Annotated in this window: 25 protein-coding genes; 8 read left to right on the top strand and 17 right to left on the bottom strand. The window is 68.7% G+C overall.

Annotated elements, in window-relative coordinates; genetic code table 11:
- Positions 1–4: 4 nt before the first annotated feature.
- Positions 5–628, top strand: a complete 624-nt coding sequence (locus ACSUZC_RS11845) for a precorrin-8X methylmutase (protein WP_439032948.1) — start codon at positions 5–7, stop codon at positions 626–628.
- On the top strand, positions 625–2325 hold the full coding sequence (locus ACSUZC_RS11840; RefSeq protein ID WP_439032947.1) for a precorrin-2 C(20)-methyltransferase: 1701 nt from the start codon (positions 625–627) through the stop codon (positions 2323–2325). The genes ACSUZC_RS11845 and ACSUZC_RS11840 overlap by 4 nt, the downstream gene beginning before the upstream one ends.
- Here the strand turns inward: ACSUZC_RS11840 and ACSUZC_RS11835 are convergent.
- Genes ACSUZC_RS11835 through ACSUZC_RS11820 form a run of 4 tightly spaced genes read right to left on the bottom strand, consistent with a single transcriptional unit; the run spans position 2314 to position 5898 of the window.
- The gene (locus ACSUZC_RS11835) at positions 2314–3072 is read right to left on the bottom strand and encodes a cobalt-precorrin-6A reductase (RefSeq protein ID WP_439032946.1); all 759 of its coding nucleotides are present in this window, start codon (positions 3070–3072) and stop codon (positions 2314–2316) included. The two genes, ACSUZC_RS11840 and ACSUZC_RS11835, sit on opposite strands and share 12 nt — an antisense overlap.
- Entirely contained in the window at positions 3069–3845 is a 777-nt protein-coding gene (cobM, locus tag ACSUZC_RS11830; protein ID WP_439032945.1) for a precorrin-4 C(11)-methyltransferase, read from the bottom strand. The genes ACSUZC_RS11835 and cobM overlap by 4 nt, the downstream gene beginning before the upstream one ends.
- On the bottom strand, positions 3842–5107 hold the full coding sequence (gene cbiE, locus ACSUZC_RS11825; protein ID WP_439032944.1) for a precorrin-6y C5,15-methyltransferase (decarboxylating) subunit CbiE: 1266 nt from the start codon (positions 5105–5107) through the stop codon (positions 3842–3844). Before cbiE ends, cobM begins: the two co-directional genes overlap by 4 nt.
- A complete protein-coding gene (locus ACSUZC_RS11820; RefSeq protein WP_439033103.1) occupies positions 5104–5898 on the bottom strand; it encodes an SDR family NAD(P)-dependent oxidoreductase in 795 nt (264 codons plus the stop codon). The genes cbiE and ACSUZC_RS11820 overlap by 4 nt, the downstream gene beginning before the upstream one ends.
- 64 nt (positions 5899–5962) lie before the next feature.
- Here ACSUZC_RS11820 and ACSUZC_RS11815 point away from each other — a divergent pair, with 64 nt between their 5' ends.
- A complete protein-coding gene (locus ACSUZC_RS11815; protein WP_439032943.1) occupies positions 5963–6364 on the top strand; it encodes a pyridoxamine 5'-phosphate oxidase family protein in 402 nt (133 codons plus the stop codon).
- Positions 6365–6393: 29 nt separating this feature from the next.
- Here ACSUZC_RS11815 and ACSUZC_RS11810 read toward each other — a convergent pair whose 3' ends face one another.
- On the bottom strand, positions 6394–7560 hold the full coding sequence (locus ACSUZC_RS11810; protein WP_439032942.1) for a M24 family metallopeptidase: 1167 nt from the start codon (positions 7558–7560) through the stop codon (positions 6394–6396).
- Positions 7561–7645: 85 nt separating this feature from the next.
- On the opposite strand from ACSUZC_RS11810, the gene ACSUZC_RS11805 reads away from it, so the two are divergent.
- A complete protein-coding gene (locus tag ACSUZC_RS11805) occupies positions 7646–8602 on the top strand; it encodes a 5'-3' exonuclease (RefSeq protein ID WP_439033102.1) in 957 nt (318 codons plus the stop codon).
- Between the two features lie 3 nt (positions 8603–8605).
- Here the strand turns inward: ACSUZC_RS11805 and ACSUZC_RS11800 are convergent, their stop codons facing one another.
- The 11 genes from ACSUZC_RS11800 to dop form a co-directional block, all read right to left on the bottom strand.
- Positions 8606–9598: a DUF4333 domain-containing protein gene (locus ACSUZC_RS11800; protein ID WP_439033101.1), complete on the bottom strand. Its 993-nt coding sequence runs from the start codon at positions 9596–9598 to the stop codon at positions 8606–8608.
- Between the two features lie 212 nt (positions 9599–9810).
- Positions 9811–12651 (bottom strand): DEAD/DEAH box helicase, encoded by a 2841-nt coding sequence (locus ACSUZC_RS11795; protein ID WP_439032941.1) that lies wholly within the window; start codon positions 12649–12651, stop codon positions 9811–9813.
- Positions 12648–13634, bottom strand: a complete 987-nt coding sequence (gene tatC, locus ACSUZC_RS11790; RefSeq protein WP_439032940.1) for a twin-arginine translocase subunit TatC — start codon at positions 13632–13634, stop codon at positions 12648–12650. The genes ACSUZC_RS11795 and tatC overlap by 4 nt, the downstream gene beginning before the upstream one ends.
- Positions 13635–13654: 20 nt before the next feature.
- Complete coding sequence (gene tatA / locus ACSUZC_RS11785; RefSeq protein ID WP_439032939.1) at positions 13655–13918, bottom strand: Sec-independent protein translocase subunit TatA; 264 nt, start codon at positions 13916–13918, stop codon at positions 13655–13657.
- A gap of 77 nt (positions 13919–13995) precedes the next feature.
- Entirely contained in the window at positions 13996–14967 is a 972-nt protein-coding gene (locus ACSUZC_RS11780; protein WP_439032938.1) for a helix-turn-helix transcriptional regulator, read from the bottom strand.
- On the bottom strand, positions 14967–15974 hold the full coding sequence (locus tag ACSUZC_RS11775) for a helix-turn-helix transcriptional regulator (protein WP_439032937.1): 1008 nt from the start codon (positions 15972–15974) through the stop codon (positions 14967–14969). The genes ACSUZC_RS11780 and ACSUZC_RS11775 overlap by 1 nt, the downstream gene beginning before the upstream one ends.
- 68 nt (positions 15975–16042) lie before the next feature.
- A complete protein-coding gene (gene pafA, locus ACSUZC_RS11770) occupies positions 16043–17401 on the bottom strand; it encodes a Pup--protein ligase (RefSeq protein WP_439032936.1) in 1359 nt (452 codons plus the stop codon).
- Between the two features lie 72 nt (positions 17402–17473).
- Positions 17474–18262: a proteasome subunit alpha gene (gene prcA / locus ACSUZC_RS11765; RefSeq protein WP_439032935.1), complete on the bottom strand. Its 789-nt coding sequence runs from the start codon at positions 18260–18262 to the stop codon at positions 17474–17476.
- Complete coding sequence (prcB, locus tag ACSUZC_RS11760) at positions 18259–19140, bottom strand: proteasome subunit beta (RefSeq protein ID WP_439032934.1); 882 nt, start codon at positions 19138–19140, stop codon at positions 18259–18261. The genes prcA and prcB overlap by 4 nt, the downstream gene beginning before the upstream one ends.
- A complete protein-coding gene (locus ACSUZC_RS11755; RefSeq protein WP_439032933.1) occupies positions 19137–19328 on the bottom strand; it encodes a ubiquitin-like protein Pup in 192 nt (63 codons plus the stop codon). The genes prcB and ACSUZC_RS11755 overlap by 4 nt, the downstream gene beginning before the upstream one ends.
- A 178-nt stretch (positions 19329–19506) precedes the next feature.
- Entirely contained in the window at positions 19507–21006 is a 1500-nt protein-coding gene (gene dop, locus ACSUZC_RS11750; RefSeq protein WP_439032932.1) for a depupylase/deamidase Dop, read from the bottom strand.
- 67 nt (positions 21007–21073) lie between these two features.
- On the opposite strand from dop, the gene glgP reads away from it, so the two are divergent.
- From glgP to ACSUZC_RS11735, 3 genes are all read left to right on the top strand, one after another.
- Positions 21074–23647: an alpha-glucan family phosphorylase gene (gene glgP / locus ACSUZC_RS11745; protein WP_439032931.1), complete on the top strand. Its 2574-nt coding sequence runs from the start codon at positions 21074–21076 to the stop codon at positions 23645–23647.
- A 110-nt stretch (positions 23648–23757) separates the two neighbouring features.
- Positions 23758–24093, top strand: coding sequence for a helix-turn-helix domain-containing protein (locus tag ACSUZC_RS11740; protein WP_439032930.1), 336 nt, complete (start codon positions 23758–23760; stop codon positions 24091–24093).
- A gap of 6 nt (positions 24094–24099) precedes the next feature.
- Positions 24100–25437 carry an AlbA family DNA-binding domain-containing protein gene (locus tag ACSUZC_RS11735; protein WP_439032929.1) on the top strand — a complete coding sequence of 446 codons (1338 nt, stop codon included), beginning with the start codon at positions 24100–24102 and terminating at the stop codon, positions 25435–25437.
- 23 nt (positions 25438–25460) lie between these two features.
- Here ACSUZC_RS11735 and ACSUZC_RS11730 read toward each other — a convergent pair whose 3' ends face one another.
- Positions 25461–26084 carry a hypothetical protein gene (locus tag ACSUZC_RS11730; RefSeq protein ID WP_439032928.1) on the bottom strand — a complete coding sequence of 208 codons (624 nt, stop codon included), beginning with the start codon at positions 26082–26084 and terminating at the stop codon, positions 25461–25463.
- Positions 26085–26287: 203 nt separating this feature from the next.
- On the opposite strand from ACSUZC_RS11730, the gene ACSUZC_RS11725 reads away from it, so the two are divergent.
- On the top strand, positions 26288–26743 hold the full coding sequence (locus tag ACSUZC_RS11725) for a helix-turn-helix domain-containing protein (protein ID WP_439032927.1): 456 nt from the start codon (positions 26288–26290) through the stop codon (positions 26741–26743).
- Positions 26744–26746 lie beyond the last annotated feature (3 nt).

Below are 26746 nucleotides of genomic sequence, written 5' to 3'. Positions count from 1 at the left end.
CACCATGACCGAGTACCTGCGCGACGGCGCTGCGATCTACCGCCAGTCCTTCGCCACGATCCGCGCCGAATCCGATCTCTCCGCGTTCGCCCCCGATGTCGCGACCGTCGTCGTGCGGATGATCCACGCGTGCGGGCAGACCGACCTCACCCGCGACGTGGTCGCGACACCCGGTGTCGTCGCGGCGGCACGCGGCGCCCTCGAAGCGGGCGCACCCATCCTGTGCGATGCGTCGATGGTCGCCTCCGGCGTCACCCGCAAGAGACTCCCCGCCGACAGCGAGGTGCTCTGCTATCTGTCCGAGCCGTCACTGCCGTCCCTCGCCGAGCAGATGGGAACCACGAGGACCGCTGCCGCCCTCGAGTTCTGGCGACCCCGCCTCGAGGGGGCGGTCGTCGCGATCGGAAACGCCCCGACCGCGCTGTTCGCCCTGCTCGACATGATCGACGACGGGGCTCCGCGGCCGGCCGCAATCGTCGGCGCCCCAGTCGGTTTCGTCGGTGCCGTCGAGTCCTGCGCAGCGCTCGCCGACCGCGACGACCTCGAGTTCATCACCGTCACCGGCCGCCGCGGGGGCTCGGCGATCACCGCCGCGGCCCTCAACGCGCTCGCCACCCCGCAGGAATGAGATCCGACCCCGTGAATCCCGAACACTCCTCCAGTGCAACGCATCACCCGGACGCCGCGCGTCCGGCGGGCCCCGCCGCGGGCAAGTTGTGGGGAATCGGGTTGGGCCCAGGCGACAGCGAGCTGATGACGGTCAAGGCCGCCAGATTGATCAGCACCGCCGACGTCATCGCGTATCACTCTGCGCGCCATGGCAACAGCATCGCCCGATCGGTCGCCGAACCGTACCTGCGCGAGGGCCAGACCGAGGAACGCCTGATGTACCCGGTCACCACCGAGACGACCGACCACCCCGGTGGCTATCAGGGAGCGCTGGACGACTTCTACGCCGAGAGCGCGGAACGGCTCGCGGTGCACCTGCGCGCCGGTCGCGATGTGGTCCTCCTCGCCGAGGGCGACCCGCTGTTCTACAGCTCCTACATGCACATGCACAAACGGTTGTCCCCGCACTTCGACGCCCAGATCGTTCCCGGTGTGACGTCGGTGAGCGCGGCGTCGGCGGCGACCGGCGTGCCCCTGGTGGAGGGTGAGGAGACGCTGACCGTCGTCCCCGGCACCGCGTCGACGACGGAGCTGCTGTTCCGGTTCCGATCCGCGGACGCGATCGTGGTGATGAAACTGGGCCGCACCTTCGAGCGGGTCCGGGACGCGCTGCGCGAGGCGGGTCGCCTCGACGAGGCGTTCTACGTCGAACGCGCGTCGACGACCGTCGAGCGGGTTCTGCCCGCGGCCGAGGTGGATCCCACCGAGGTGCCGTACTTCTCGATCGTGGTGGTGCCCGGCCGTCGCAACAACCCGAAGTTCGAACCCCAGCCCGTGCCCGGTGAGGTCGTCGTCGTCGGTCTCGGCCCCGGGCACGACAGCTGGACCACCCCGCAGGTGCGCACCGAACTGGCGACGGCCACCGACCTCGTCGGTTACACGACCTACCTCAAACGGGTCACTCCCCGACCCGGACAACGCGTGCACGCCAGCGACAACCGGGTGGAGGCCGAACGGGCGGAGTTCGCGCTCGACCTCGCCCGCCGCGGTGCCCGCGTCGCGGTGGTCTCGTCAGGTGATCCCGGGGTGTTCGCGATGGCCGCGGCGGTCGCCGAAGTGGCCGCGCAACCCCGCTGGCACGACGTCCCGGTGCGGGTGGTGCCGGGGGTGACCGCGGCGACCGCCGTGGCCGCAGCGGTCGGCGCGCCGCTCGGCCACGACTTCGCGGTCATCTCCCTCTCGGACCGTCTCAAACCGTGGTCGGTGATCGACCGCAGGATCCGTGCGGCACTCGCCGCTGATCTGGTGATCGCGATCTACAACCCCGGCTCGGCCAGTCGCACATGGCAGGTCGGCGCCCTTCAACACACCCTGACGCAGACGGTTTCCGCCGACCGCGTGATCGTGCTCGGACGTGACGTCGGCGGGCCGGAGCAATCCCTCACGACGACGACGGTCGCCGAGTTCGACCCCGCCGTCGTCGACATGCGCACGATGATCATCATCGGGTCGTCGGCGACACGGGTCGTCCCGCGGACGGCGGGGACGCTGGTCTTCACGCCCCGTAGCCACACCCCCGTCGACGACGCGGGACGCGAGAACTCGGCACCGACCGGAGCGGCACCCGGCGACACGGGACGAGACTCGGCCGAACAGGTCCCGCCCCACCAGGTTCCACTCGACCAGGTTCCGTCCGAACAGGTCTCAGTCGAGTAGGAGCTCGAGCCACTCCCGGGCCGCTCGGACGTCGGACACCGCGGCCGAGTCCGGCTCCGCGGGCCGGTCGACCATGACGACGCCAACCCCGAGATCGGCGGCGGCGGCGAGTTTGGCCTCGGTCAGCGCACCGCCGCTGTTCTTGGTGACGAGTAGATCGATGCCGTTGTCGCGCAACAGCGCCGTCTCGGAGGTGTGGTCGTAGGGTCCACGCGAACGCAACAGCGCATGGTGCGGGGGCAGTGCGGCGGTGGGCGCGTCGACGACCCGGATCAGAAACCATGCGGTGTCGATGCCGGCGAACACTCCGACGTCCTGGCGGCCGGTGGTGAGCAGGACCCGCGTTCCCCGGCGAGCGACCTCGGCCGCCGCGGCGGGGAGATCGGGTACGCGGATCCATCGGTCGGCCGCACCCGGACTCCAGGGTTCGCGGCGCAGACGCAGCAGCGGGACACCCGCCTCCGCGGTCGCGCGTGCGGCGTTGCGGGTGATGGTGGCGGCGAACGGATGGGTGGCGTCGACAACCGCGCGAATCCTGTTGGCGAGCAACCACTCGCGTAACCCGTCAGGCCCGCCGAATCCCCCGATCCGGACCGGGCCTACCGGCAGACGCGGATTGTTCACCCGACCGGCCAGGGAGCTGATGAACCCGATACCGGTGCCCTCGAGAGCCGATGCCAGAGCCCGCGCCTCGCCGGTGCCGCCCAGGATCAGGACGCGTCCGGTCGCCCGGGGGTCACCCGTCACGCCGTGCCACCACCCTCGGCACGCAGCTTGGTCATGCGTGCGTGCGAGTACAGGTAACTGTCGGTGGCCTCGGCCCGGCGGGGATCCAGCACACGGCCGACGAAGATCACTGCCGTCCTGCGAATGTCGGCCGCATGGAGGGTCTCCGGCAGTCTACGCAACGGACAACGGACGATAAGCTCGTCGTCGCGACTCGCGAAAGCAACTGTGGCGGTCGGACACTCGTCGCCGTAGTGCGGGGACAGAGCTTCGACGATCTGCTCGGCGCGATGGGCGGCGAGGTGCAGGGCGAGGGTCACCCCGGTCGAGGCCAGGGTGGCGAGATCCTCCCCGGCGGGCATGTCGGTGGACAGGGTCGAGACCCGCGTGATGAGTAGGCTCTGGCCGATTCCGGGCACCGTCAGCTCGGTGTCGAGTGCCGCCGCCGCGGCCGCGAACGCCGGCACACCGGGCACGATCTGATGGTCGATACCTCGCGCGTCGAGTTCGCGCTGCTGTTCGGACATCGCCGAGTAGAGGGAGAGGTCGCCGCTGTGCAGCCGCGCGACGTCGTGGCCGCGCCGGTGAGCGTCCACGATGTGGCCGATGATGTCGGACAACGGCATTCGTGCGGTGTCGATGAGTTCGGCACCCTCGGGGCAGAGGTCCAGCAGTTCGGTCGGGACGAGCGATCCCGCATACAGGCAGGTCGCACACTCTCCCAGCACGCGCGCTCCGCGGAGAGTAATCAGATCGGGTGCCCCGGGGCCGGCCCCGATGAAGTAGACGGTCATGGCGCCGCTCCGGTGTCCTCGATGGTGGTGTCGGGGCCGTTGGGTACATGGGGTTTCACGACGACCCACTGCACGATGGGCAGGGCGGGCCGCCAGGTGGTCATGGTGCCCAGCGGCGCGGCCGTCTCGATCGCCAGGCGGCGCATCGTGCCGCCGTGATCGCGGTGGCGTCGCGCCACCAGGGTCTGGTTCTCCACGGTCACCGCGTTGACCACGAGACGCCCCGACGGCCGCAGCGCCTCCCACGCGCGGGTGAGGATCTCGTCGTCGAGCCCGCCGCCGATGAACACCGCGTGCGGACGGGGCGCGTCGGACAACGCCTGCGGTGCCGGCCCCCGGACCGACAGGCGCGACCCGACTCCGTGGCGGATTGCGTTGCGGGTCAACCTGTCGGCCCGCTCGGGGTCGCGTTCGAATGCGACGGCCGTGCCGCGGTCGTCGGCGCGCAACCACTCGATGGAGACACTGCCCGATCCGGATCCGACATCCCAGAGCACCTGTGCGCCCGCGGGTTCCAACGCGCAGACGGTGAGCGCGCGGATGGTGGATTTGGTGATCTGGCCGTCGTGCTCGTAGGTGTCGTCCGCGCGACCGGGTAGCCGAGTGCGTGCGGGACCCACGCAGTCCACGGCGACGACGTTCAGCGGGTCGCCGGGCGGGTGAGGCCACGCGTCCGCCGTACCGCGCCGGATCTGCTCGCCCGGACCACCCAACTGCTCGAGAACCGTCAAGGTCGATGCGCCGAAGCCCGACTGCGAGAGCACCCGCGCGATCGACGCGGGGGTCGTCTCGTCGCGGCTCAGGACCACCACGCGCGCTCCCCCGGTCACCTCCGACAGCACCTCCGACGGATCGGCACGGACGGTGCTGACCACGCGGGTCGACGCGAGGTCCCAGCCGAGTCGGGCGCACGCCAGGCTCATACTCGAGACCGCCGGGTACACCCGTACGCGTTCGGCACCCACGCGCGACACGATGCTCGCGCCGACACCGTGGAACATCGGGTCGCCGCTCGCCAAGACATGCACCACATGCGAGCCTGGTTGTTCGACGAGTTCGGCGAGGTGCGCCGACATCGGCGATCGCCACGGCCGTAGATCTGCGGTCAACTCCTCACCGGACTCGGCCAACAGGTCGAGTTGCCTTGTGGCACCGTAGATCGCGGTCGCCGTACGCAACTCGTCGCGGGCGGTCTCACCGAGTCCGCGCCATCCGTCGGCGCCGATGCCCACCACCACGAAATCGGGCGATCCGGCACTCATCGAGGCAGTCTCCGCCACACCGCGCGCGGCATCAGCCGCATACCGACGAAAAGCGGCCGCAGAGCCCACGGGATCCACACCTCGCCGCGTCCCCGGCGGTAGGCGCGTGCGACGGCGTCGGCAACCTGTTCGGCGTTCACCGACAGCGGGGCGGGTTTGACCCCGGACGCCATCAGGTCGCGCGTCATCGCCCCGACGACGAAGCCGGGGCGGGCGAGCAACAGCCGAGCGCCGCTGCCGTACAACGCATCCGCGAGACCGCTGGCGAAGCCGTCGAGTCCGGCCTTGGTGGAGCCGTAGACGTAGTTCGCCCGGCGGACCCGGATGCCGGCGACCGACGAGAACACGATGAGGGTGCCAAATCGCTGCGCGCGCAGGGCCGCCGCGAGCGGTGTCAGCACGCTGATGTGGGCGTAGTAGTCGGTGTGGGCGATCTGCAGGGCGTGGCTGACATCGGTCTCGGCGCGGGTCTGGTCGCCGAGGATGCCGAAGGCGATGATGGCGATCCCGACCGGACCGTGCCGCTCGATCATGTCGTCGACGAGTGCGGGGTGACCGTCGACGTCGTCGGCATCGAAGGCAACGGTGTGGACCGCCGACGCCCCGGCCGCCAGCAGCCGCTCGGTCTGTTCGACCAGGTCATCGGGGCGTCGAGCAGCGAGGACCACCACTCGCCCCGCCGCGAGCCGGGCTGCGGTGGCGACGCCGATCTCGCTACGGCCCCCGAAGAGAACCAGCGAACCGGCCGCCTCGGAACCCCGGTCTGAAGCCGCTCTGCTGCGCAACGCCATGGCGAGAAGTATCGCATCGGCCCCGGCACCGTTGCGCCCCGCCGTCGCCGCTAGCGTGGAGACCATGCCACGTACCGCTGCCGATGTCGGACCCGACGCGGTGGCGTTCCTCACCGAACGCCACCTCGGAACCCTCACCACGTTGCGCGCCGACGGCACGCCGCACGCCGTCGCGGTCGGATTCACCTGGGACCCCGACGCCGGGCTGGCACGGGTGATCACCTCCGACGGCAACCAGAAGGTCCGCAACGTCGAGCGTGGCGGCTACGCAGCGGTCACGAACGTCGACGGGCCGCGCTGGGTGACCCTCGAGGGGACTGCGACCGTCCGGCGCGAGCCCGACCGCGTGCGCGAGGCCGAAGAGCGCTATGCACGCCGCTACAAGCAGCCGAAACCGAATCCGCGACGCGTCGTGATCGAGATCAGCGTCGGACGGGTCCTGGGTTCGCGGTCCCTCCTCGGCTGACCCGCTGACCCACTGACCTGTTCGGCCCCCTACAACTGGACCAACTGGTGGGGACGATTGTTGAGTGACTCGCAGCCGTCATCGGTCACCACCACGATGTCCTCGATGCGGGCACCCCACCGACCGGAGAAGTACACCCCCGGCTCGACACTGAACGCCATGCCGGCGCGCAGCGGGACGTCGTTGCCGTCGACGATGTAGGGCTCCTCGTGCACCGACAGCCCGATTCCGTGCCCGGTGCGGTGGATGAAGTGGTCGGCGAGACCTCGGGACCGCAGCAGGTCGCGTGCGGCCGCGTCGATCGCCGAGGCGGCCACGCCCGGTCGTACGGCGGCGACGGCGGCCCGTTGGGCCTCGTGCAGTGCCGCATATGCGTCGGCGATGTCGGCCGGGGGCTCGCCGAAGCAGTAGGTGCGGGTCGAGTCGGAGTTGTATCCGGGTTCGACGGGTCCGCCGATGTCGACGACCACGATGTCGGATCGTTCGATGACCCGGTCGGAGAACTCGTGATGCGGGTCGGCGCCATTGGGGCCCGACCCGACGATGATGAACGCCGCCTCGGTGTGCCCCTCGTCGAGGATCGCCCGGGAGATGTCCGCGGCGACCTCCCGTTCGGTCCGGCCGGGCCGCAGCCAGTCCCCCATTCGTGCGTGGACCCGGTCGATGGCCGCACCCGCCCGGCGAAGGGCGTCGATCTCGGCGGCGTCCTTGACCATTCGCAGTTCGCGCAGTACGGCGGTGGCCAGTTGCGGAGTGGCGCCGGTGTGTTCGGCGAGCGGGATCACGTGCAGTGCCGGCATCGAGTCGGACACGGCGATCCGCGGACGGGTCGCCAGGCCCTCGAGTGCCAATGCGTGCGCATCGTCACCGTCGACCCAATCGGCGACCTCGATGCCGAGATCCTTCACCGCCGACATCGCCAGCGACGGGACCTCGAGCCGCGCGATGACCAGCCGCGGCTCAGCCGCGGCCGGGATCACCAGCGCCGTGAGCCGCTCGAATGTCTCGGCCCGCGATCCCACCAGGTAGCGGAGGTCGGGCCCGGGCGCGACGACCAGCGCGTCGAGGCCCGCGTCGCGGGTGAGCTCGGCGGCTCGACGCATACGGTTCCGGTAGACGTCGGCGGCGAACAGCGGCGGTGCGCTCGCACGGGCTGTCCCTGAGGCTGTGGCTGATGTCCCGGTCGCTGATGCCATGCGACGAACACTACCGGCGAGCGTCGACGTGGTGCTGACGCCCGACCGGTCGGGGTGACAGAGTGTGGGGGTGACGGATTCGTTGATGCTGCTCGACGGTGCGAGCCTGTGGTTCCGGTCGTTCTTCGCGTTGCCGGAGAAGATGACAAGCCCCGACGGACGTCCGGTGAACGCGGTCCGCGGGTTCATCGACACCATCGCCAACCTGGTGCAGCGCGAACATCCGACACGGCTGGTCGTGTGCCTCGATCTCGACTGGCGGCCGGCCTTTCGCACCGACCTGATCCCGTCGTACAAGGGCCATCGCGTGGCGGTGCCGGCCGGCGGCACGGGGGCCGACGGCGATCCCGTCGACGTCGAGGAGGTTCCCGACACGCTCACCCCGCAGGTCGACATGATCATGGCGGTTCTCGCTGCGGCGGGGATCGCGACCTCCGGCGCGGTGGGCTGCGAGGCCGACGACGTCATCGGGACGCTCGCCTACGACGAGGCCGACGATCCGGTGATCGTGGTGAGCGGCGATCGGGACCTCCTCCAGGTGGTCGCCGACGATCCGGTCCCCGTGCGCGTCCTCTACGTCGGCCGCGGATTGGCGAAGGCGGAGATGATGGGCCCCCGCGAGGTGGCCGAGAAGTACGGCGTGCCTCCCGAACGCGCCGGCATCGGCTACGCGGAGATGTCGATGCTGCGCGGCGACCCATCCGACGGACTACCCGGTGTCGCCGGTATCGGCGAGAAGACCGCCGCCAAGCTCATCACCGAATTCGGAAGTCTCGATGCTCTCGAGGCAGCCGCCGCGGACCCGTCGTCCACCGTTCCGACCCGCAGCCGCAAAGCGTTGCTGGCGGCCGCCGATTACCTCCAGGCGGCCCGGACCGTGGTGTCGGTGCGCACCGATGCCGAGACCATCGACAGCGGCCCCGACGCCCTCCCGCCTGCGCCCGCCGATCCGGCGGCACTCGCCGAGCTCGTCGAGGAACTCGGCATCGGCGCATCGGTGGGTCGTCTCGCGAAGGCGCTGTCCTGGCCGCAGGCCGGCTGAGCGTCAGCTGGGTCGCGAGACCTCGTATCGTCCGTCGTCGTCGATGAAGGTGACCTTGACCTGCTGGTCCTGACCGCCGACCGTCACCGAGCAGGTGAACGACGCCCCTGTCTCGACCCGTTGGCCGGAGGGGCACTTCACGTTGCTGACGTCGCTGGCCTGATAGTCCTCGGTCAGGATCTTCTGGACCCCGTCCTGGGCGGCCTGCTGATCGAGGTTCTTGGGTGCCCAGCCGGGGACGAGGAACGCGGTGATCAGCACGATCGCGGCGATCAGGATGAGTGCGCCGCCGCCGGCGAACATCAGCGTCCGCGCAGTCTTGTTGGACTTGCCGGTGGCCATGCCGCTGAACTGGTCACCGCCCATCGGCGAACCGCCATAGGGGTTCTGCCCGTACTGGTTCTGCCCGTACGGATTCTGGCCGTACTGGTTCTGGCCGGGTTGATTCTGTGCCCCGTACTGACCGGCCCCATATTGGTCGGCGCCCGGCTGGCCGGGTGCCTGCTGACCGGGCGCACCGAAACCGGGCGCGGCCTGGTGGCCCTGTTGTCCGCCGGGCTGTCCGTACTGACCGGGCTGTCCGTACTGGCCCTGCTGTCCGTACTGACCCTGCTGTCCGTACTGGCCGGGCTGCGCACCGGGATATCCGACCTGGGTCGGCTGCGACTGGGCGGGCTGGGCCGCGGACTGGGCGGGCTGGGCGCCGGGCTGCTGGTACGGATTCTGCTGATACGGATTCTGCTGGTACGGGTTCGCCTGATACGGATCCGCCTGCGGCTGACCGGTCCCCGGGTTCGGTGCCATCCGTGTCGGATCCGCGTGGGCCGGCTCGCCGTGGGTCTGCTCGGACTGGGAGGGGCCGGACGGGGAACCACCGGAACCCGGCGCCCCGCCGGGCAGATTGACGATCTCGGTCTTGCCGTCGGCGCCGGACCGGTCACCGGCGGGCTGGGACGGATTGGGTTGGGACGGATCGGGGTTGTACGGGTTGGTCATGTGTCCCTCCCACTCGGCCGTCCACCCGCGGAGCAGGTGTCGGCGAACTGACGTCGCGGCAGCGTCGGAGTCGATCACGCCGACACCGGATGCGGGATGAACGTTACCCCAGGGGCCTGCGAGTATCAGGCAACATCGCACGTGGCCCGCGGGTGGCGTCGTCCGGTGAACCGACAACGCGGACACGACGCGAACTGCCGTGCGTTGGCGCTTCAGCCCAGCTCGGCGGCGACGACCCCGCGTCGGATCGCCTTCACTGCCGCACGCGCCGTCGCACCGAGGCGGGTGTCGGTGCCGACACCGAGCCTGATCTGCTCGAGAAGGTCGACGACCTGTCGGTTCCACCGCACGAAGTCACCCGGCGACAGCAGCTGCCCGCGCTCGCCGGCGAGCAAAAGTGCCTCCCCGAGGGTGCGGCCCGACGCCCAGGTCGCGACGGCGACGGAGAATCCCGTGTCGGGTTCTCGGGTCGTGCTCACACGATGGCGGGATTCGACGGCGGTGACGCGTGACCAGATCTCGACGGTCGCGGCCATCGCCGTCCGCATGGAGCTGTTCCCGGGAAGCACGTCGACGCCGCTGTAACTGTCGCGTCGGCTCTCGTAGACGAGTGCGGCGACCACCGCGGCGAGGTCGGCGGGTGAGAGGTCGTCCCACACCCCGGCGCGGATGCACTCGGTCACCACCAGGTCGCTCTCGCTGTAGATGCGGCCGAGTAACTTGCCCGACTCCGTCACGAGCATGGTGTGCCCGGTCGACTGCTCCGCTTCGGGTGCCCGCTCGAGATAACCCAGTTCACTGAGGACTCCGACGATGTGGTCGAAGGTGACCCCGAGGGTGGATGTCCGCTCGCCGATGCTCCGTTCGGCGCTCACGATGTCGCGCAGCAACCGGTTGCGGCGTTCGGCGAGCCGGAAGAGGTCGTCACCGCTGGGCAACTCGTGAGCGGGATGAGACCGAAGCGTCCGGCGGAGGTGCGCGAGTTCGCCGTCGTCGGCGGCATCGGAGCGCTTCTTCTGCCTGCCGCGCGGCATCTCGATGCCGGTCGATCGCAGCGCCGAGGCCAGATCGCGGCGGCCCCGTCCGGTACGACGGTCGGCGTTCTTCGGCAGGCGCATGTTGCCCAGGACCTCGGGCGGGTTGACGAAGTCCCGCGTGCCGACACGGCCGCACCAGGCGTCCTCGGTGAGCACGAGCGGCTTCGGGTCCTGCGCCTGCGTCGCCGGTTCGATGATGACGGCCAGACCTCGGTGACGTCCGACCGGCACACCGATGACGTGGCCGCGTTTGAGGGCGGCGAGGTCGGCGGTGATGGCGTCGTGGGTGTCGACACGCTTGCGGTACTTCAGGTCTCGCTCGCGTCGGCGGATGTCCTCACGGAGCGTGATGTAGCCGAGGAAACCGGCGTACGCGCCGTCGTCGACGGTGCCGTCGAGTGAGCCGGTACCGTCCGATGCCGTGTCGGAGTGGGTGCCACCGGGTTCGAGGCCGCGTGCCTGCGCCGCGCGGGCCAGCTCGCCGTCGAGTTTGCGCAGGGCGCGCTGGGACTCGTGGAGTTTGCGTGCCTGCCCCACCACCGACCGGTCCGCCTGGAACTGCGCGAACGAGCGGTGCAGCAGCTCGCGGGCGCCGTCGAGGCCGAGGCGGCCGAGCAGGTTGACCGCCATGTTGTACTCCGGCGAGAACGAACTGCGCAGCGGGAACGTACGGGCCCCGGCGAGACCCGCGACCTCCTCGGGCACCACCTCGGGCGTCCAGACGACGACGGCGTGGCCCTCGACGTCGATTCCGCGGCGACCCGCGCGACCGGTCAGCTGGGTGAACTCCCCCGGGGTGAGGTCGACGTGTGACTCGCCGTTGTACTTCACCAGTCGCTCGAGCACCACCGAACGGGCGGGCATGTTGATGCCCAGCGCCAACGTCTCGGTGGCGAACACCATGCGCACCAGACCACGGACGAACAGCTCCTCGACCGTGTGCCGGAAGGTCGGCAGCATTCCCGCGTGGTGCGACGCCAGGCCACGACGCAGACCCTCGCGCCATTCGTGCACCCCGAGGATGTCGAGGTCGGAGGGCGAGAGTTCGGTGAGGTGACGGTCGACGACCTCGTCGACCTCCGCCACCTGGGCGGGTGTGAGCAGCGAGATGCCCGAGCGCAGACATTGGGCGAGGGCCGCGTCGCACCCGGCACGGGAGAAGATGAAACCGATACCCGGGAGCAGACCCTCGCGGTCGAGCCGGGTGACGAGGTTCGGTCGAGACAGCTGGGGGCCGCGACCGTCACGCCGTCGGTGCCCACCACCGCGTCCGCGGCCCCGGTTGGCCTCCCGCTCGTCGTCGGCGACGAGGATCCGATGCCGGATCTGTCGCTTCAGCTCGGGATTGACCCGGGGTCGGGAACCCGCCTTCCGCGCCGGTCCGGTGTCGGCCGGGTCGAAGAGATCGAAGAGACGTTGACCCACCAGCATGTGCTGCGACAGCGGCACCGGGCGGTGTTCGTCGACGATGACCGAGGTGTCGCCGCGGACCGTCTGAATCCAGTCGCCGAACTCCTCGGCATTGCTCACCGTCGCCGACAGGCTGACCACCCGCACGGACGGCTCGAGGTGCAGGATGACCTCTTCCCACACCGCGCCGCGGAATCGGTCGGCCAGGAAGTGCACCTCGTCCATGACGACGTGTGAGAGTCCGTCCAGCGCACGCGACTCGGCGTAGATCATGTTGCGGACGACCTCGGTGGTCATCACGACGACGGGGGCGTCGGGATTGATCGAACTGTCGCCGGTGAGCAGCCCGACGGACTCGTGGCCGTGCACGGCCACGAGGTCTGCGTATTTCTGATTGCTCAGCGCCTTGATCGGCGTGGTGTAGAAGCACTTGGTGCCGCCGGCGAGGGCCAGGTGGACGGCGAACTCGCCGACGATCGTCTTGCCAGCCCCGGTCGGGGCGCACACGAGGACACCGTGACCGCCTTCGAGAGCTTCGCAGGCGCGGCGCTGGAAGTCGTCGAGCCGGAAGGTGAGCCGTGCCGCGAACGAGTCGAGTTGGCTCACAGGACGTCGTCGAAAGTCTCGCGCGCCCGCGTGGAGGTCCGGGTGGTGGTCGCGGCACCGTTCGCCGGAACCTTGATCGGTGCGGCGGGTGTGATGGGACGAGTGGGCGGCAGCGGGCTCGCCTCGTCGTCGGAGAGGCCTTCCCAGCTCGTCGTCTTCCGTGCGCGCCGCTTGTCGTAGAGACGGGCGAACTGGATCGAGAACTCGAGCAGCACGGTGAGTGCGCCGGCGAGAGCCAGCATCGTGAACGGATCCTGACCCGGCGTGACGATGGCCGCGAACACGAACACCGCGAAGATGAGGCCGCGACGCCAACTCTTGAGCCGCGCATAGGTGAGGATGCCGACGACGTTGAGCGCGATGATCAGCAGCGGGAGTTCGAAACTCACACCGAAGATCACGAGCACGTTCAGCATGAACCCGAAGTACTGGTCGCCGGCGAGGGCCGTGACCTGGACCTCGTTGCCCACGGTCAACAGGAAGTCGAACGCCTTCGCGACGACCAGGTAGGCCAGCACCGCGCCGGAGACGAAGAGCACCGTCGCCATGGCGACGAACGCGATCCCGTTGCGACGCTCGTTGTCGTGCAGACCGGGGGTGATGAACTGCCAGATCTGATAGATCCAGACTGGGCACGCCAGCACGACGCCCGCGGTGAGTGCGACCTTGAGCCGCAACATGAACTGGTCGAACGGCCCGGTCGCGAGCAGACGGCAGGAGTCGTCCGCGGTCAGCGTGGCGCGGGCCGAGGAGGGCAGGTCACAGTACGGACCGCGCAGCATGTCGCCGAGGGACGGGAGACCCAGGATCCCATGGCTGTACCAGATGAAACCGAAGATGGTCGTGACGATGATGGCCAGCATCGAGATGACCATCCGCGTGCGCAGCTCATAGAGATGCTCGACCAACGACATCGTGCCGTCGGGATTGAGTTTTCGTTTGCGGAGCCGCGGGTCGAGTCGAGGGGGGATCGGAATGCGCACTCGGATTCTCCGACGCGCCCCTAAGCCGACTTCTTGACGTCGGCGTTCGGCTGGGAAGCAGGCTGGGTGGAGTCACCTGCGGGAAGCTCGCGCTGCGACGGATCCGTCGGCGCGGCCGCGTCGGTGTCGGCGGCGTCGTCCTTCTGCATCTCCTTGACCTCGCTCTTGAAGATGCGCAGCGACTGTCCCAGACCTCGGGCAGCGTCCGGCAGCTTCTTCGAGCCGAACAGGATCAGCAGCACGACGATGACGATCGCCCAGTGCCACCATGACGTGAAGCCCATGAGATAACCCTTCAGATCGGATCAGACCACGGTCAATGCTACCCGACATCAGCGCCGCCGGTGGGTGCGCGGCGGGCTCACCGATAGCGCGACCTCGCGGCGCCGGCCGACTCGGCCACGGCGGCGGTGATGGCCGGTGCGTCGAGTACGCGCACCGCCCCTCCGAACCCGAGCAGGAACCGGGTCAGCCATTCCGGCGATCCGTAGACGAGGCGGGCACGCACGGGTAGGTCGGGGTCCGGACGGTCCTCGACCGGCTCGGTCGGTTCGAGCGGGTAGTAGTCGAGAACCCAGAGGTGATCCGGGTCGATCTCGATGTCGACGGCGGGCAGGTCCGGGTCCTCGGCGACGAGAACGGACTGGTTGGAGGCGCCCGCGTCGGCCGGCGGACGGCTCGGTTCGTCGAGCGTCGTCGCGGAGTCCACCCGGTCGAAGCGGAACAGCCGGACCCCCTCGGCCATGCGGCACCACGCCTCGAGGTAGGTGTGCTGGTCCATGACCTGCAGCCGTATCGGATCGACCACGCGGTCGGTGATGCTGTCGCGCCCGGCCGAGTAATAGCGCAGACGGAGTGCCCGTCCCCGCCTCGTGGCCTCGCGGATGGTCGTGTAGGTGGGGTTCTCCCCCGCCGACGAACCAGCGGTGTCCGACGCCGCGGCCACCCCCGGCACCGTGGCGCCGACCGCTTCTTCGATCTTCGCGATCGCGCGACGGGCCGCGGCGACGTCCACCACACCCGGGGTCTCCACGAGCGCACGCAGTGCGACGAGAAGAGTGCTGGCCTCGACCGTCGTCAGACGCAGGGGCCGGTCCATCCCGGCGGTGAACCCCACCGTGACGTAGCCCTCGCTGAACTCGAGTTCGATGAGGTCGTCGGGGTAGTACCCGGGGAGCCCGCACACGAACAGCAGCTCGAGGTCCTTGGTCAGCTGCGCCTGCGTGACCCCCAGCTCGGCCGCCGCCTGGACGATCGAGATGCCGCGGCGGGCCTGGAAATACGGCACCATCGCGAGGAGGCGATTGAGACGCGACGGTTGTGCCGCACCCATCAGACACTCACCCCCGTCAGTCGGTCGAGACCCGCCACGACGAGTTCGCGCAGTTCGGGCGGGTCGAGGACGACCGCGTCGCGACCGACCCCGAGCACCATGCGCGCGACCGTGGTCAACGAGTGGATGTCGAGGGTCAGCACATCTCCCGGTTCGCCGTCGAATTCGCCCGGTTCGGTGGTCGTCGCCGCACGGCGCAGACCCACGGCGCGATCGGCGGCCACCCAGATCCGTGCCGTGCGACCGTCGGATCCCGCTGCCGAGTCGACGGCGTCGGCGACGATCCGCTGGAGATCGGTTCCCGGCGGTACGACGACCGTTCCCGCGGCTCCGACCGCGGTGACCGAGGAGATCCGGGACAACCGGAAGGTCCTGGTGGCATTCCGGTCGCGATCGTGGCCGACGACGTACCAGCGACCGCGGTGTGAGACCACCCCCCACGGTTCGACGCGCCGCGTGGTCGGCGCGGCGGTGGCCGACGCACGGTGGGTGAATTCCACGGCGCGATTGGCCTGGACCGCGCTGAGCAGGCCGGCGATGACCTCCTCGGGGCCGAGTGATCGCGACGTCCCCCCGGACGTGATGCCGAGGTCGTCCTCGGACCGCACGTCGAGTCCCGCGGCGCGGAGCTTGAGGATCGCGGTCTGGGACAACGTCGACACCTCGGGGGTGTCCCACAGCGCTGCCGCCATCGCGATGGCGGCGGCCTCGTCGGATTCCAGGGAGATCTCCGGCAACTCGTAGGAGTCGCGGTCGATGCGGTAACCCTCGGCACCGGCCACCATGGGCGACCGGCCGGTCACCAGTGGGATACCGAGATCGCGGAGTTCGTTCTTGTCCCGCTCGAACATCCGGTTGAACGCCTCGTCGGACTGCTTCTTGTCCGCGTGTGCACCGTCGGAGTACCCGGCGACGTTGCGCCGGATGTAGTCGGCGGTGACGTACTCCCGCGTCCACAGCAAGCAGATCACGAGGTTGAGCAGTCGCTCGACTTTGGGAGTTGCCACCGGGTCAGGTTAGAACGTGGCGGATCGCGCCGTGCGGAGGCACGCTGCCACGACGCCTGTCCCCCATCTCACATGGATGCGATGAGGCGATCGACGCGCTCGTCGACGCTCCGGAACGGGTCTTTGCACAGGACCGTTCGCTGGGCCTGGTCGTTGAGCTTGAGGTGCACCCAGTCGACGGTGAAGTCGCGACCGGCCTTCTGTGCGGCCGAGATGAAGTCGCCGCGCAGCTTGGCCCGGGTCGTCTGCGGCGGCTCGTCGACCGCGGTCTTGATCGCCTCGTCGGTGGTGGCGCGCGCCACGAGGCCTTTGCGCATGAGGACGTCGAACACGCCCCGGCCGCGCTTGATGTCGTGGAACGCCAGGTCGAGCTGCGCGATCTTCGGGTCGGAGAGTTCCATCGAGTACTTGTCCTGGTACCGCTGGAACAGCTTCCGCTTGATCACCCAGTCGATCTCGGTGTCCACCTTGGCGAAGTCGTCGCTCTCGACGGCGTCGAGCATGCGACCCCACAGATCGACCACCATGTCCATCTCGGGGTCCGGGCGACGATTGGTGAGATGCTCGACGGCCCGGGCGTGGTACTCGCGCTGGATGTCGAGGGCCGACGCCTGACGACCGCCGGCGAGCCGTACGGGGCGCCGACCGGTGGGGTCGTGGCTGACCTCGCGGATGGCGCGGATCGGATTGTCGAGGGCGAAGTCGCGGAAGGCGACGCCGGCCTCGATCATCTCGAGAACCAGTGCCGCGGAGCCGACCTTCAGCATCGTCGTCATCTCGGACATGTTCGAGTCGCCGACGATGACGTGGAGGCGGCGATACTTCTCGGCGTCGGCGTGCGGCTCGTCGCGCGTGTTGATGATGGGCCGGGACCTGGTGGTCGCTGACGAGACGCCCTCCCAGATGTGTTCGGCGCGCTGCGACAGGCAGAACGTCGCAGCCTTGGGTGTCTGCAGGACCTTGCCCGCGCCGCAGATGAGCTGCCGGGTCACCAGGAACGGCAGCAGCACGTCCGAGATACGCGAGAACTCCCCCGCGCGCACCACCAGGTAGTTCTCGTGACAACCGTAGGAGTTGCCCGCGGAGTCGGTGTTGTTCTTGAACAGGTAGATGTCCCCGCCGATGCCCTCGTCGGCCAGCCGTTGTTCGGCGTCGACGAGCAGATCCTCGAGAACCAGTTCACCGGCACGGTCGTGATTGATCAGCTGGATCAGACTGTCGCACTCGGCCGTCGCGTACTCCGGGTGTGAACCCACGTCCAGGTAGAGCCGTGCGCCGTTCTGCAAGAAGACGTTCGACGACCGCCCCCAGGACACGACACGGCGGAAGAGGTAGCGCGCAACCTCGTCCGGACTCAGCCGGCGATGGCCGTGGAAGGTGCACGTGACACCGAATTCGGTCTCGATGCCCATGATTCGTCGCTGCACTTGACCAACCCTACTCGCGCGACCCGCGCCGAACCGGTGTGTGAAGACCGGTCGTCGCGAGCCGCGGCGTTCTCATCGTGCTTCGTCGGAGGGAGTCTGACCGGTGCCGTCGTCCGCACCGGCGTCGGTCGGGGCGGCGTCGGCGGAGGCGGGGAGCAACCCTTCGACCGTGGCCGTCGTCAGGCGCCGGAACGCACGCCGCGGACGGTTGTGGTCGAGGACGGCGACCTCGAGGTCGCCCGCGGTCAGCGCGCGCCGTTCGGCGGGAGCGCCGCCACCGTTGTCGGCGGGGGTCGTCAGCGCGGTGACCGCGACCCCGATCGCCTGCCCGAGTTCCAAGTCGGGCTCGTAGCTCTCCTTCAGCGCGGCCGCGATCGGCTCGGTCGTACCGCCCATCACGAGGAACCGGGTCTCGTCGGTGATCGATCCGTCGTACGAGATCCGGTACAGCTGTGAGCGTTTGGGCTTTCCGGGCCGGGCGACCTCGGCGACACACAGCTCGACCTCGAAGGGCTTGGCCTGTTCGGTGAACACGCTGCCCAGGGCATTCGCGTAGGTGTTGGCCAGCGACAACCCGGACACGTCGGCACGGTCGTAGCTGTAGCCGCGCATGTCCGCGAGCTGGATGCCCGCCTTGCGCAAACTCTCGAACTCGTTGTACTTGCCCACCGCGGCGAAGCCGATCCGGTCGTAGATCTCACTCGTCTTGCGCAGCGTGTTCGACGGGTTCTCCGCGACGAACAGCACCCCGTCTGCGTAGGTGAGGATCACGACGCTGCGACCCCGGGCGATGCCCTTGCGCGCGAGCTCTGAACGATCGCGCATGATCTGTTCGGCGCTGGCGTAATACGGGAACGTCATCGGGCACCTTCCTCGTGCTCGGCACTCCGGCGTTCGAGAACGGCCCGTGCGGCCGCCTCGATGTCGGACGCCTCGACCTCCCGTGCACCCTCGGCTCCGACGACGGCCGCCATCGGGAAGATCTTGCGCACCAGGTCGGGTCCACCGGTGGCCGAGTCGTCGTCGGCCGCGTCGTAGAGGGATTCGACCGCGATGGCCAGGGCCTCGTCGGCACTGAGGTCGGGGCGGTAGAGCTTCTTCAGCGACGACTTGGCGAACACCGAGCCGGAACCGATGGCGGTGTAGCCGCCGAACTCCTCGTGGCGGTCACCCGCGACGTCGAAGCTGAAGATCCGGCCTCGCTCGTTAGGGTCGTCGTGATCGATGTCGTATCCGACGAGAAGCGGGATGGCCGCGAGCCCCTGCAGGGCGGCGCCCAGATTTCCGCGCACCATCGACGCCAGGCGACTGACCTTGCCGTCGAGCGTGAGCGGGACACCTTCGATCTTCTCGTAGTGCTCGAGTTCGACGGTGAACAGGCGCACCATCTCGATCGCGATCCCCGCGGTGCCGGCGATGCCTGCCGCGGAGTACTCGTCGGTGATGTAGACCTTCTTGACGTCGCGCGTCGCGATCAGGTTGCCCATGGTGGCGCGCCGGTCACCGGCGAGTACGACGCCGCCGGGGAAGGACACGGCCACGATCGTGGTGCCGTGCGGAACGTCCGAGGCACCGCCGGTGCCGCCTGCGAACGACCCCACGCGATCAACCTGGGCCTGCGGCAACTGGTCCGGTGCGTGCACCCGGAGGAACTCGGTGAACGACGAGATGTCCGCACTCAGGGCGGGGGCCGAACGGGTATGGGACAGCGGGGGCAGTGAACCGAACCTGTCGCTCACTGGCCGCCCTTCTGCACGTAGGCACGGACGAAGTCCTCGGCGTTCTCCTCGAGCACGTCATCGATCTCGTCGAGCAGGTCGTCGGTCTCCTCGGCCAGCTTCTCGCGGCGTTCCTGTCCGGCGCCGGAATCGGGGCCCACGCCCTCGTCGTCGCCGCCGCCACCACGCTTGGTCTGTTCCTGCGCCATCTGCTGCCTCCTTGAAACCGATCGCCCCTTGGCGGGCTACCCGAGTCGCGAAACCCGGAGGTGCCGGCTGTGTGCCGGACGTCCGTCCCGGTGACCCGACCTTGCGGAATCGTGTGCTCCCACACTACCTGTGGCGACGACAACTGTGGTGGAACGAGGCACAAGCCCCGACACCGTGTCAGGTGGTGAGCTGGTCCACCAGTTCGGCCGCCGACGACACCGAGTCGAGGAGTCGACCCACGTGCGCCTCGGTGCCGCGCAGCGGCTCGAGGGTCGGGATGCGGACGAGCGAATCCCCGCCGAGGTCGAAGATCACCGAATCCCAGCTCGCGGCCGCCACGTCCGCGCCGAATCGGCGCAGGCACTCGCCGCGGAAGTAGGCGCGTGTGTCGCGAGGTGGCTGGGTGATGGCGGCCAGCACGTCGTTCTCGTCGACGAGACGTTTCATCGAGCCGCGCGCGACGAGGCGGTTGTACAGCCCCTTGTCGAGGCGGACATCCGAGTACTGCAGGTCGATGAGCTGCAGGCGCGGTGCGGACCAGGTCAGGTTCTCGCGCTGCCGGAAGCCCTCGAGAATCCGGAGCTTGGCGGGCCAGTCGAGGATGTCGGCGCATTCCATCGGGTCGCGTTCGAGGCGGTCGAGGACGTCCGCCCACGTTTGCAGCACGTGGGCCGCGCGCTCGTCGTCGGAGTGTTCGCGGTCGTGGAATCTCTGGCAGCGATCGAGGTACTCGCGTTGCAGCGCGAGCCCGGTGAGCTCGCGCCCGTCGGTCAGCGCGACCGTGGCCGTGAGCGTCGGATCGTGGCTGATGGTGTGCACGGCCTGCACCGGGCGGGCGAGTTCGATGTCGGAGAAGTCGACGCCGGCCTCGATGAGGTCCAGGACGAGGGCCGTGGTGCCGACCTTGAGGTAGGTCGAGGTCTCGGCGAGGTTCGCGTCACCGATGATGACGTGGAGCCGGCGGTACCGTTCCGGGTCGGCGTGCGGCTCGTCGCGGGTGTTGATGATGCCGCGCTTGAGTGTCGTCTCGAGGCCGACCTCGACCTCGATGTAGTCCGAACGCTGCGACAACTGGTATCCGGCCTCGTCCCCGGACTGGCCGATGCCCACCCGGCCGGAACCGGTGATGACCTGCCGTGAGGCGAAGAACGTCGTGAGCCCGCCGATGACCGCGGTGAACGGGGTGTCGCGCGCCATGAGGTAGTTCTCGTGGGTGCCGTAGGAGGCACCCTTGCCGTCGATGTTGTTCTTGTACAGCTGCAGTTTGGGCGCGCCCGGCACGCTCGCCACGTGGCGGGCCGCGGCCTCCATCACCCGTTCGCCCGCCTTGTCCCAGATGACGGCGTCCAGCGGGTCGGTGACCTCCGGTGCGGAGTACTCGGGGTGGGCGTGGTCGACATAGAGTCGCGCACCGTTGGTCAGGATCATGTTGGCCGCACCGATCTCGTCGGCGTCGATGATCGGGGCGGGCCCGGACCCGCGGCCGAGGTCGAAGCCACGCGCGTCGCGCAGCGGCGATTCCACCTCGTAGTCCCAGCGGGTGCGCTTGGCGCGCGGCACCCCGGCGGCCGCCGCATAGGCCAGGACGGCCTGCGTGGAGGTCATGATCGGATTCGCGGTCGGGTCGCCGGGCGCGGAGATTCCGTACTCGACCTCGGTCCCGATGATTCGCTGCATCCTTCGAGGGTAGATGTTCACGTCACGCCGGTCGCAACCGCCGCACGCCGTGAGTACCGTCGACGCCGTGAAAGCATTCCGCCGGTTCACCGTTCGGGTACCCCTTCCCGCCGGGCTGGGAGCCCTGGGTCCGTTGTCGCGCAACCTGCGGTGGGTGTGGCACGCCCCCACGCAGGAGTTGTTCGCCGAGATCGACCCGATCCGCTGGTCGGAGACCGGTGATCCGCTGCGTGTGCTCGCCGACGCCGATCCGGCGCGGCTCGCAGCACTCGCGGGCGACCAGGGCTTCGTCAACCGCGTGGCCGCCGCGCACGACGAACTCGAGCGTTATCTCGCCGATGAGCAGTGGTTCGGGCGTCATGCCGCCGAAGGACACCCGGTCCCGCCGGGGATCGCCTATTTCTCCATGGAGTTCGGTGTCTCCGAGGTCTTGCCGATCTACTCGGGCGGGCTCGGCATCCTGGCGGGCGATCATCTCAAGGCGGCGTCCGACCTCGGGCTGCCGTTGATCGGTGTGGGCCTGTTCTACCGGTCGGGTTATTTCCGGCAGGGCCTCGACCACGACGGGTGGCAGATCGAGCGATACCCGGTCAACGACTCCGACGCGCTGCCGCTCGACCTGCTCACCGACGGGGACTCACCGGTCGTCGTCGAGGTCGCCATGCCGGGTGGGCGCACGTTGTCGGCGCAGGTCTGGGTGGCGTCGGTGGGACGGATCCCGTTGCTGCTGCTGGACTCCGACATCGCCCGCAACAGCGACCAGCCCGCGGACGGAGCCGGCGGCGACGACCTGCGCGCCGTGACCGACCGACTCTACGGCGGCGATCAGGAGCACCGCATCGTGCAGGAGATCCTGCTCGGGGTCGGCGGTGTCCGTGCGCTCCGCGAGTACGTACGCATCACCGGTCGCGCCGAGCCCACCGTCTTCCACATGAATGAGGGCCACGCCGGATTCCTGGGCGTGGAGCGCATCCGTGAACTGGTGGCAGGCGGTCTCGACTTCGACACTGCGGAGGCGGTCGTCCGCGCGTCGAACGTCTTCACCACCCACACCCCCGTCCCAGCCGGGATCGACCGCTTCCCCACCGATCTCGTCGCCCGCTACCTCGACGCCGACGACGCAGGCGGTTCGCGGTTGCTGCCCGGACTGTCGGCGGCGACGATCGCCGAACTCGGCGACGAAGCCGATCCCGGCGTGTTCAACATGGCGCACATGGGTTTCCGGCTCGGTCAGCGCAGCAACGGGGTGTCACAACTGCACGGCGCGGTGAGCCGCACGATGTTCGCCGACCTGTGGCCGGACTTCGACGCCGACGACGTGCCGATCGGGGCGGTGACCAACGGTGTGCATGGGCCCACGTGGGTCGCACCCGTGTGGCGCGACTTCTCCGGTGGAGACGAGGACTCGGCTCCACAGGCGTATGCCGCGCTGTCCGACGAGATGATCTGGGCGACCCACGAGGCACTGCGCGCCGACCTCGTCGCGGAGGTGCGTCGCCGTGCCCGTGACAGCGGTCGGCAACGCGGATTCACCGACGCCGAACTCGCCTGGACCGCAGACCTGTTCGATCCCGGTGTGCTCACCATCGGGTTCGCCCGGCGTGCGGCCACCTACAAACGACTCACCCTGATGCTGCGGGACCCGGAGCGGATGCGCGCGATCCTCACCGACTCCGAGCGGCCGGTCCAGTTGGTGATCGCGGGCAAGGCCCACCCTGCCGACGAGGGCGGTAAATCGCTCATTCAGCAGGTCGTACGGTTCGCCGAGGACCCGGAACTGCGCGACCGGATCGTGTTCCTGCCCGACTACGACATCTCGATGGCACGCCACATCTATGCGGGATGCGATGTGTGGCTGAACAATCCGGTACGTCCGATGGAGGCGTGCGGGACGTCGGGGATGAAGTCCGCGCTCAACGGCGGGCTCAATCTGTCGATCCTCGACGGCTGGTGGGACGAGATGGCCGACGGCGAGAACGGTTGGGCCATACCGTCCGCCGAGGGAATCTCCGACGAGCATCGTCGGGACGACCTGGAAGCCGAGGCGCTGTACGCCCTCCTCGAGGACACCGTGGTCCCGCAGTTCTACGACCGCGACGGCAGCGGTGTGCCGAGGCGTTGGGTCGAGATGATGCGGCACACGCTGACATGGCTGGGGCCGCAGGTGCTCGCCTCGCGGATGGTGCGCGACTACACGACTGCGCTGTACGGGCCCGCGGCCCGCGCCTACGAGGCCGCATGCGCGAACTCCTACGCCGGGGCGCGCGACCTCGCCGCCTATCGCCGGTCGCTCGAGACGGGATGGTCGTCGGTCGTGGTCGCCGGTGTCGACGACGAGAGTCGCGACGACGGCCTGCACGTGACAGCACATGTCGGCCTCGGTGATCTCGGCCCCGATGAGGTGTCGGTTCAGGTGGTGGTGGGCCGGGTGACCGATGACGGTGACATCGTCGACCCCACCGTCGAGGAGATGAGCCCCGGCGACGAGCGCGATGCGTCGGGCCGGGTGCTCTTCACAAGACTCCTCGCGCCCCCGGTGTCGGGTCGGCTCGGCTACACCGTGCGCGTGCTGCCGCGGCATGAGCAGTTGTCGCACGAGGCCGAGCTCGGTCTGGTGCGGTACCCCGTCGCAGCCGGCTGAGCCGGCCCGGTGCACACCCCGACATGCATCTCGGGGTGTTCACCGATGTCATCGATCGCTTCTGCACCGCACACTGGGACGGCGGGTGTCGGCGAGAACAGGGGGTCATCATGTCCGGGTCGTCCACCATCGCCGCGTTGGCCGCGAACCCGGTGATCGCCGAGCAGGTCGAGCAGGTCCGCGAGCAGACCGCCGCTCTGGACCGGGTGTACGTGCAGACCCTCGCCGAGATCCGCAGGGCCGGCCAGATGACCCAGACCGACGTCGCCGCGGCGCTCGGTGTGGAGCAAGCCGCGGTGTCGAAGATCGAACGCCGCCACGACCTGCTGCTGTCGACGCTACGGGAATACCTGACCGCGACCGGCGCCCAGCATCCGCGCATCGTGGTGGAGAAGGACGGCGTGGAGGTCTCACTGGACCTCGACGCGTTCGCCAGCAAGGGGTGACCGCACGTGTCCCTGAGCACCATTGATCACTCACGCGCCCTGCGCACCGACGACGAGCTGATTGCCCTCGTTGAGGCGATTCGTGATTCGCCGGCGACCGCGCAGGAGACAAACTGGCTGGAATGGAAGAGTGGCCAGCTGGCTCTCGGTCAACTGGCGGGCAAATTCACGGTCGCCAAGGCGATCCTGGGCTTCGCCAACCGACCGGTCGACCGGGCGCACCGCGCACTCGAGGGCGTCGCGTACATGGTCGTCGGAGCCGAACCCGGCTCGGTCACCGGCGTCCCTGCGACTGATCACGCCGCGATCGAGCAGGGCATCAAGAGTTACGTCGACGGCCCCCGCTGGACACCGCGTTACGTGACGGTCGACGGTGTGACGGTACTGGTCGTCATGGTCGAGGCGCCGCGCGCGGGTGACCACTTGCACACCTTGCAGAAAGAGTATGAGAAGAACCGGCGAGGAACGATCTTCGTCCGCGGCGCCGCGCAAACCGAACCCGCCGGCCCCTCCGAGATCCGGATGCTCGAGGAACGACTACTAGCAGGCGGACGGCAGCCAGACGTCGATCTGACCGTGCACGTCGTGAGCGACTATGAATTGGTCAGGCTGGATGACTCGCGTGCCGCCATCGAAGAGTGGATGCGGCGTCACGAGCAGTGCGTCCGCGATGACAGCGGCAAGCCGAAGCCCACGTCACCGCGGTCGACGGGCTTCGGGATAGCGACCGCCGGCATATACGACTCGCTGTGGGCCAACCAGGAAGACTCCACCACGTTTGAGCGAGACTTGGCGATCTACCTGAAAACGCGGCGGAACACGCTGGTGCGGGAGGTGGAGGGACAGATTGTGGATCATCCGGCCGCCAACACTGTGAAGTTCTCGGTGACAAACGACAGCGCTGATTCGGTGAGCGGGGCGCGTGTGACCGCGACTATCGCGCGGGGCGAGTTGTACGTGCTCGACGCACGACCAGCGGCGAGTTGTCCGGACCCTCCGCGGTGGCCCGACCCGGCCACAGCCCTCCTTTCCCAGATTCACCCACCGTCCTACACGTCGCCTGAGATGCCGTCTATTGGCGCAGCTGGTGATGCTCTAGTCGTGGAAACAGCCGAGGGGTGGGAGATCTCGATCGATGTGGGCGATTTGGCGCCGTACGAGTCTTCGAGCGCGGTCGACATCACGATCATCCCTCGTGCCGGTGCTCCGGAGTCGGTCCCAATTGAAGGGACCGTGAGAGCGATGAACCGCCGCGGGGTGAAGCACTTCAGCACGGCTATCGGGGTGTCTGCGTCCGGTGCCTGGTCGCTCGATCAGTGGCTCGATCCAGAAGACACCGGCTAAAAATCGAGAACCCCTGGGGCCCGTCAGGAGCGGTTCAGCTTCCGCGGCTCGCGGCCATTTCCGATGACCCATGTGCGGCCGTTTGCATCTGTCAGCGAGTAACTCAGGGTGATTCCGGGCGGCGCAATGCGGTCATCGTCGGCCGCTCTCCACAGCGTGGAGAACTCGGCGTCCGGGGCGAGTTCGGCCTCGCGGGGGGTGTCACCCAACCACTGGGTGGTTTCCAGAACGTCCACGGGAGCTGTGCACATCATCGCCACCGGTTCACCGCCGTCATCGACGACGAACCGTAGGTGATGAATCTGCACGTTGAAAACCGTTCGGTCGCTGCGGTTCTTGATGCGGACCTGGACGACAATTCCTCCATCGTTGTCGCGCTTGGCGTGCAGGGTTGGGTGGTAGGCAACGACCAATCGCGCCTGGCTGGCCTGGTCCTCGAGTTCGTCCTGGCGCTGGACCCAATAGGTGCGGGCGGCGATCCCGACCCCGATGCAGGTGGCGATCGCGCCGGCTGCTGAGACCCACGAAGAGACGGTGCCAAGCTGCTCGACGCCCCAGCGATTGGCCAGGGCTATTGCCGACAGCAAGCCGATCGCGCCCAGAAGGTAGATCACGATCATCGGCAGGTACTCGATGAGCTTCTTCACGCCCGAGACGCTACGGCAGCCTCAAGATGGCCGATCAGTCGTCATAGGCCCCACGTTCGCGCACAATCGGTGGACTGTTGCAGTCGTTTCGTGATGCAGAGGGCCGACTGCACGCGACGACGGCACGGCCGGGGGTCAGGTGGCGGACCGGGACCGACAACACCACCAGTGCGTTTTCGCTTTTTTCGTTTTACACTTGAGTTATGACCACGCTGCTGGATCAGACTGTTCTCCCTGACACCGATGGTGGCGATGCGCAGCAACTTGATGCGCTGCTCGCTGTGCTCGCCGCGGATCAGTCGGTGATTGTGCGTGCCGGTGAGCATTCGGCGGAACTGCCCGAGGAGCTGCGGCAGATTCTGCGCACTGTGCTGTCCAACCTCACTCAGGGCACCGCGGTGACTGTGGAGCCGCATCGCACGATGCTGACGACTCAGGAGGCTGCCGACATCCTCGGTATCACCCGGCCGACCCTGGTGCGCTTGCTGACCGACAACGAGATCCCGTACACCACCCCCGGCCGGCATCGCCGGGTGCAGCTCACTGACGTCCTGGCCTACCAACAGCGCATGCGCACGCAGCGGGCTGAGGCCCTCACCGAGCTTGCTGCCCCGGACCCCGGCCCGACGGAGGCCGGCGGCTTCATCACCACCCGCTGACGC

It is taken from the genome of Gordonia terrae (assembly GCF_051789125.1).
Taxonomy (GTDB): domain Bacteria; phylum Actinomycetota; class Actinomycetes; order Mycobacteriales; family Mycobacteriaceae; genus Gordonia; species Gordonia terrae_A.
This window is presented reverse-complemented; position numbering and strand designations above follow the sequence as displayed.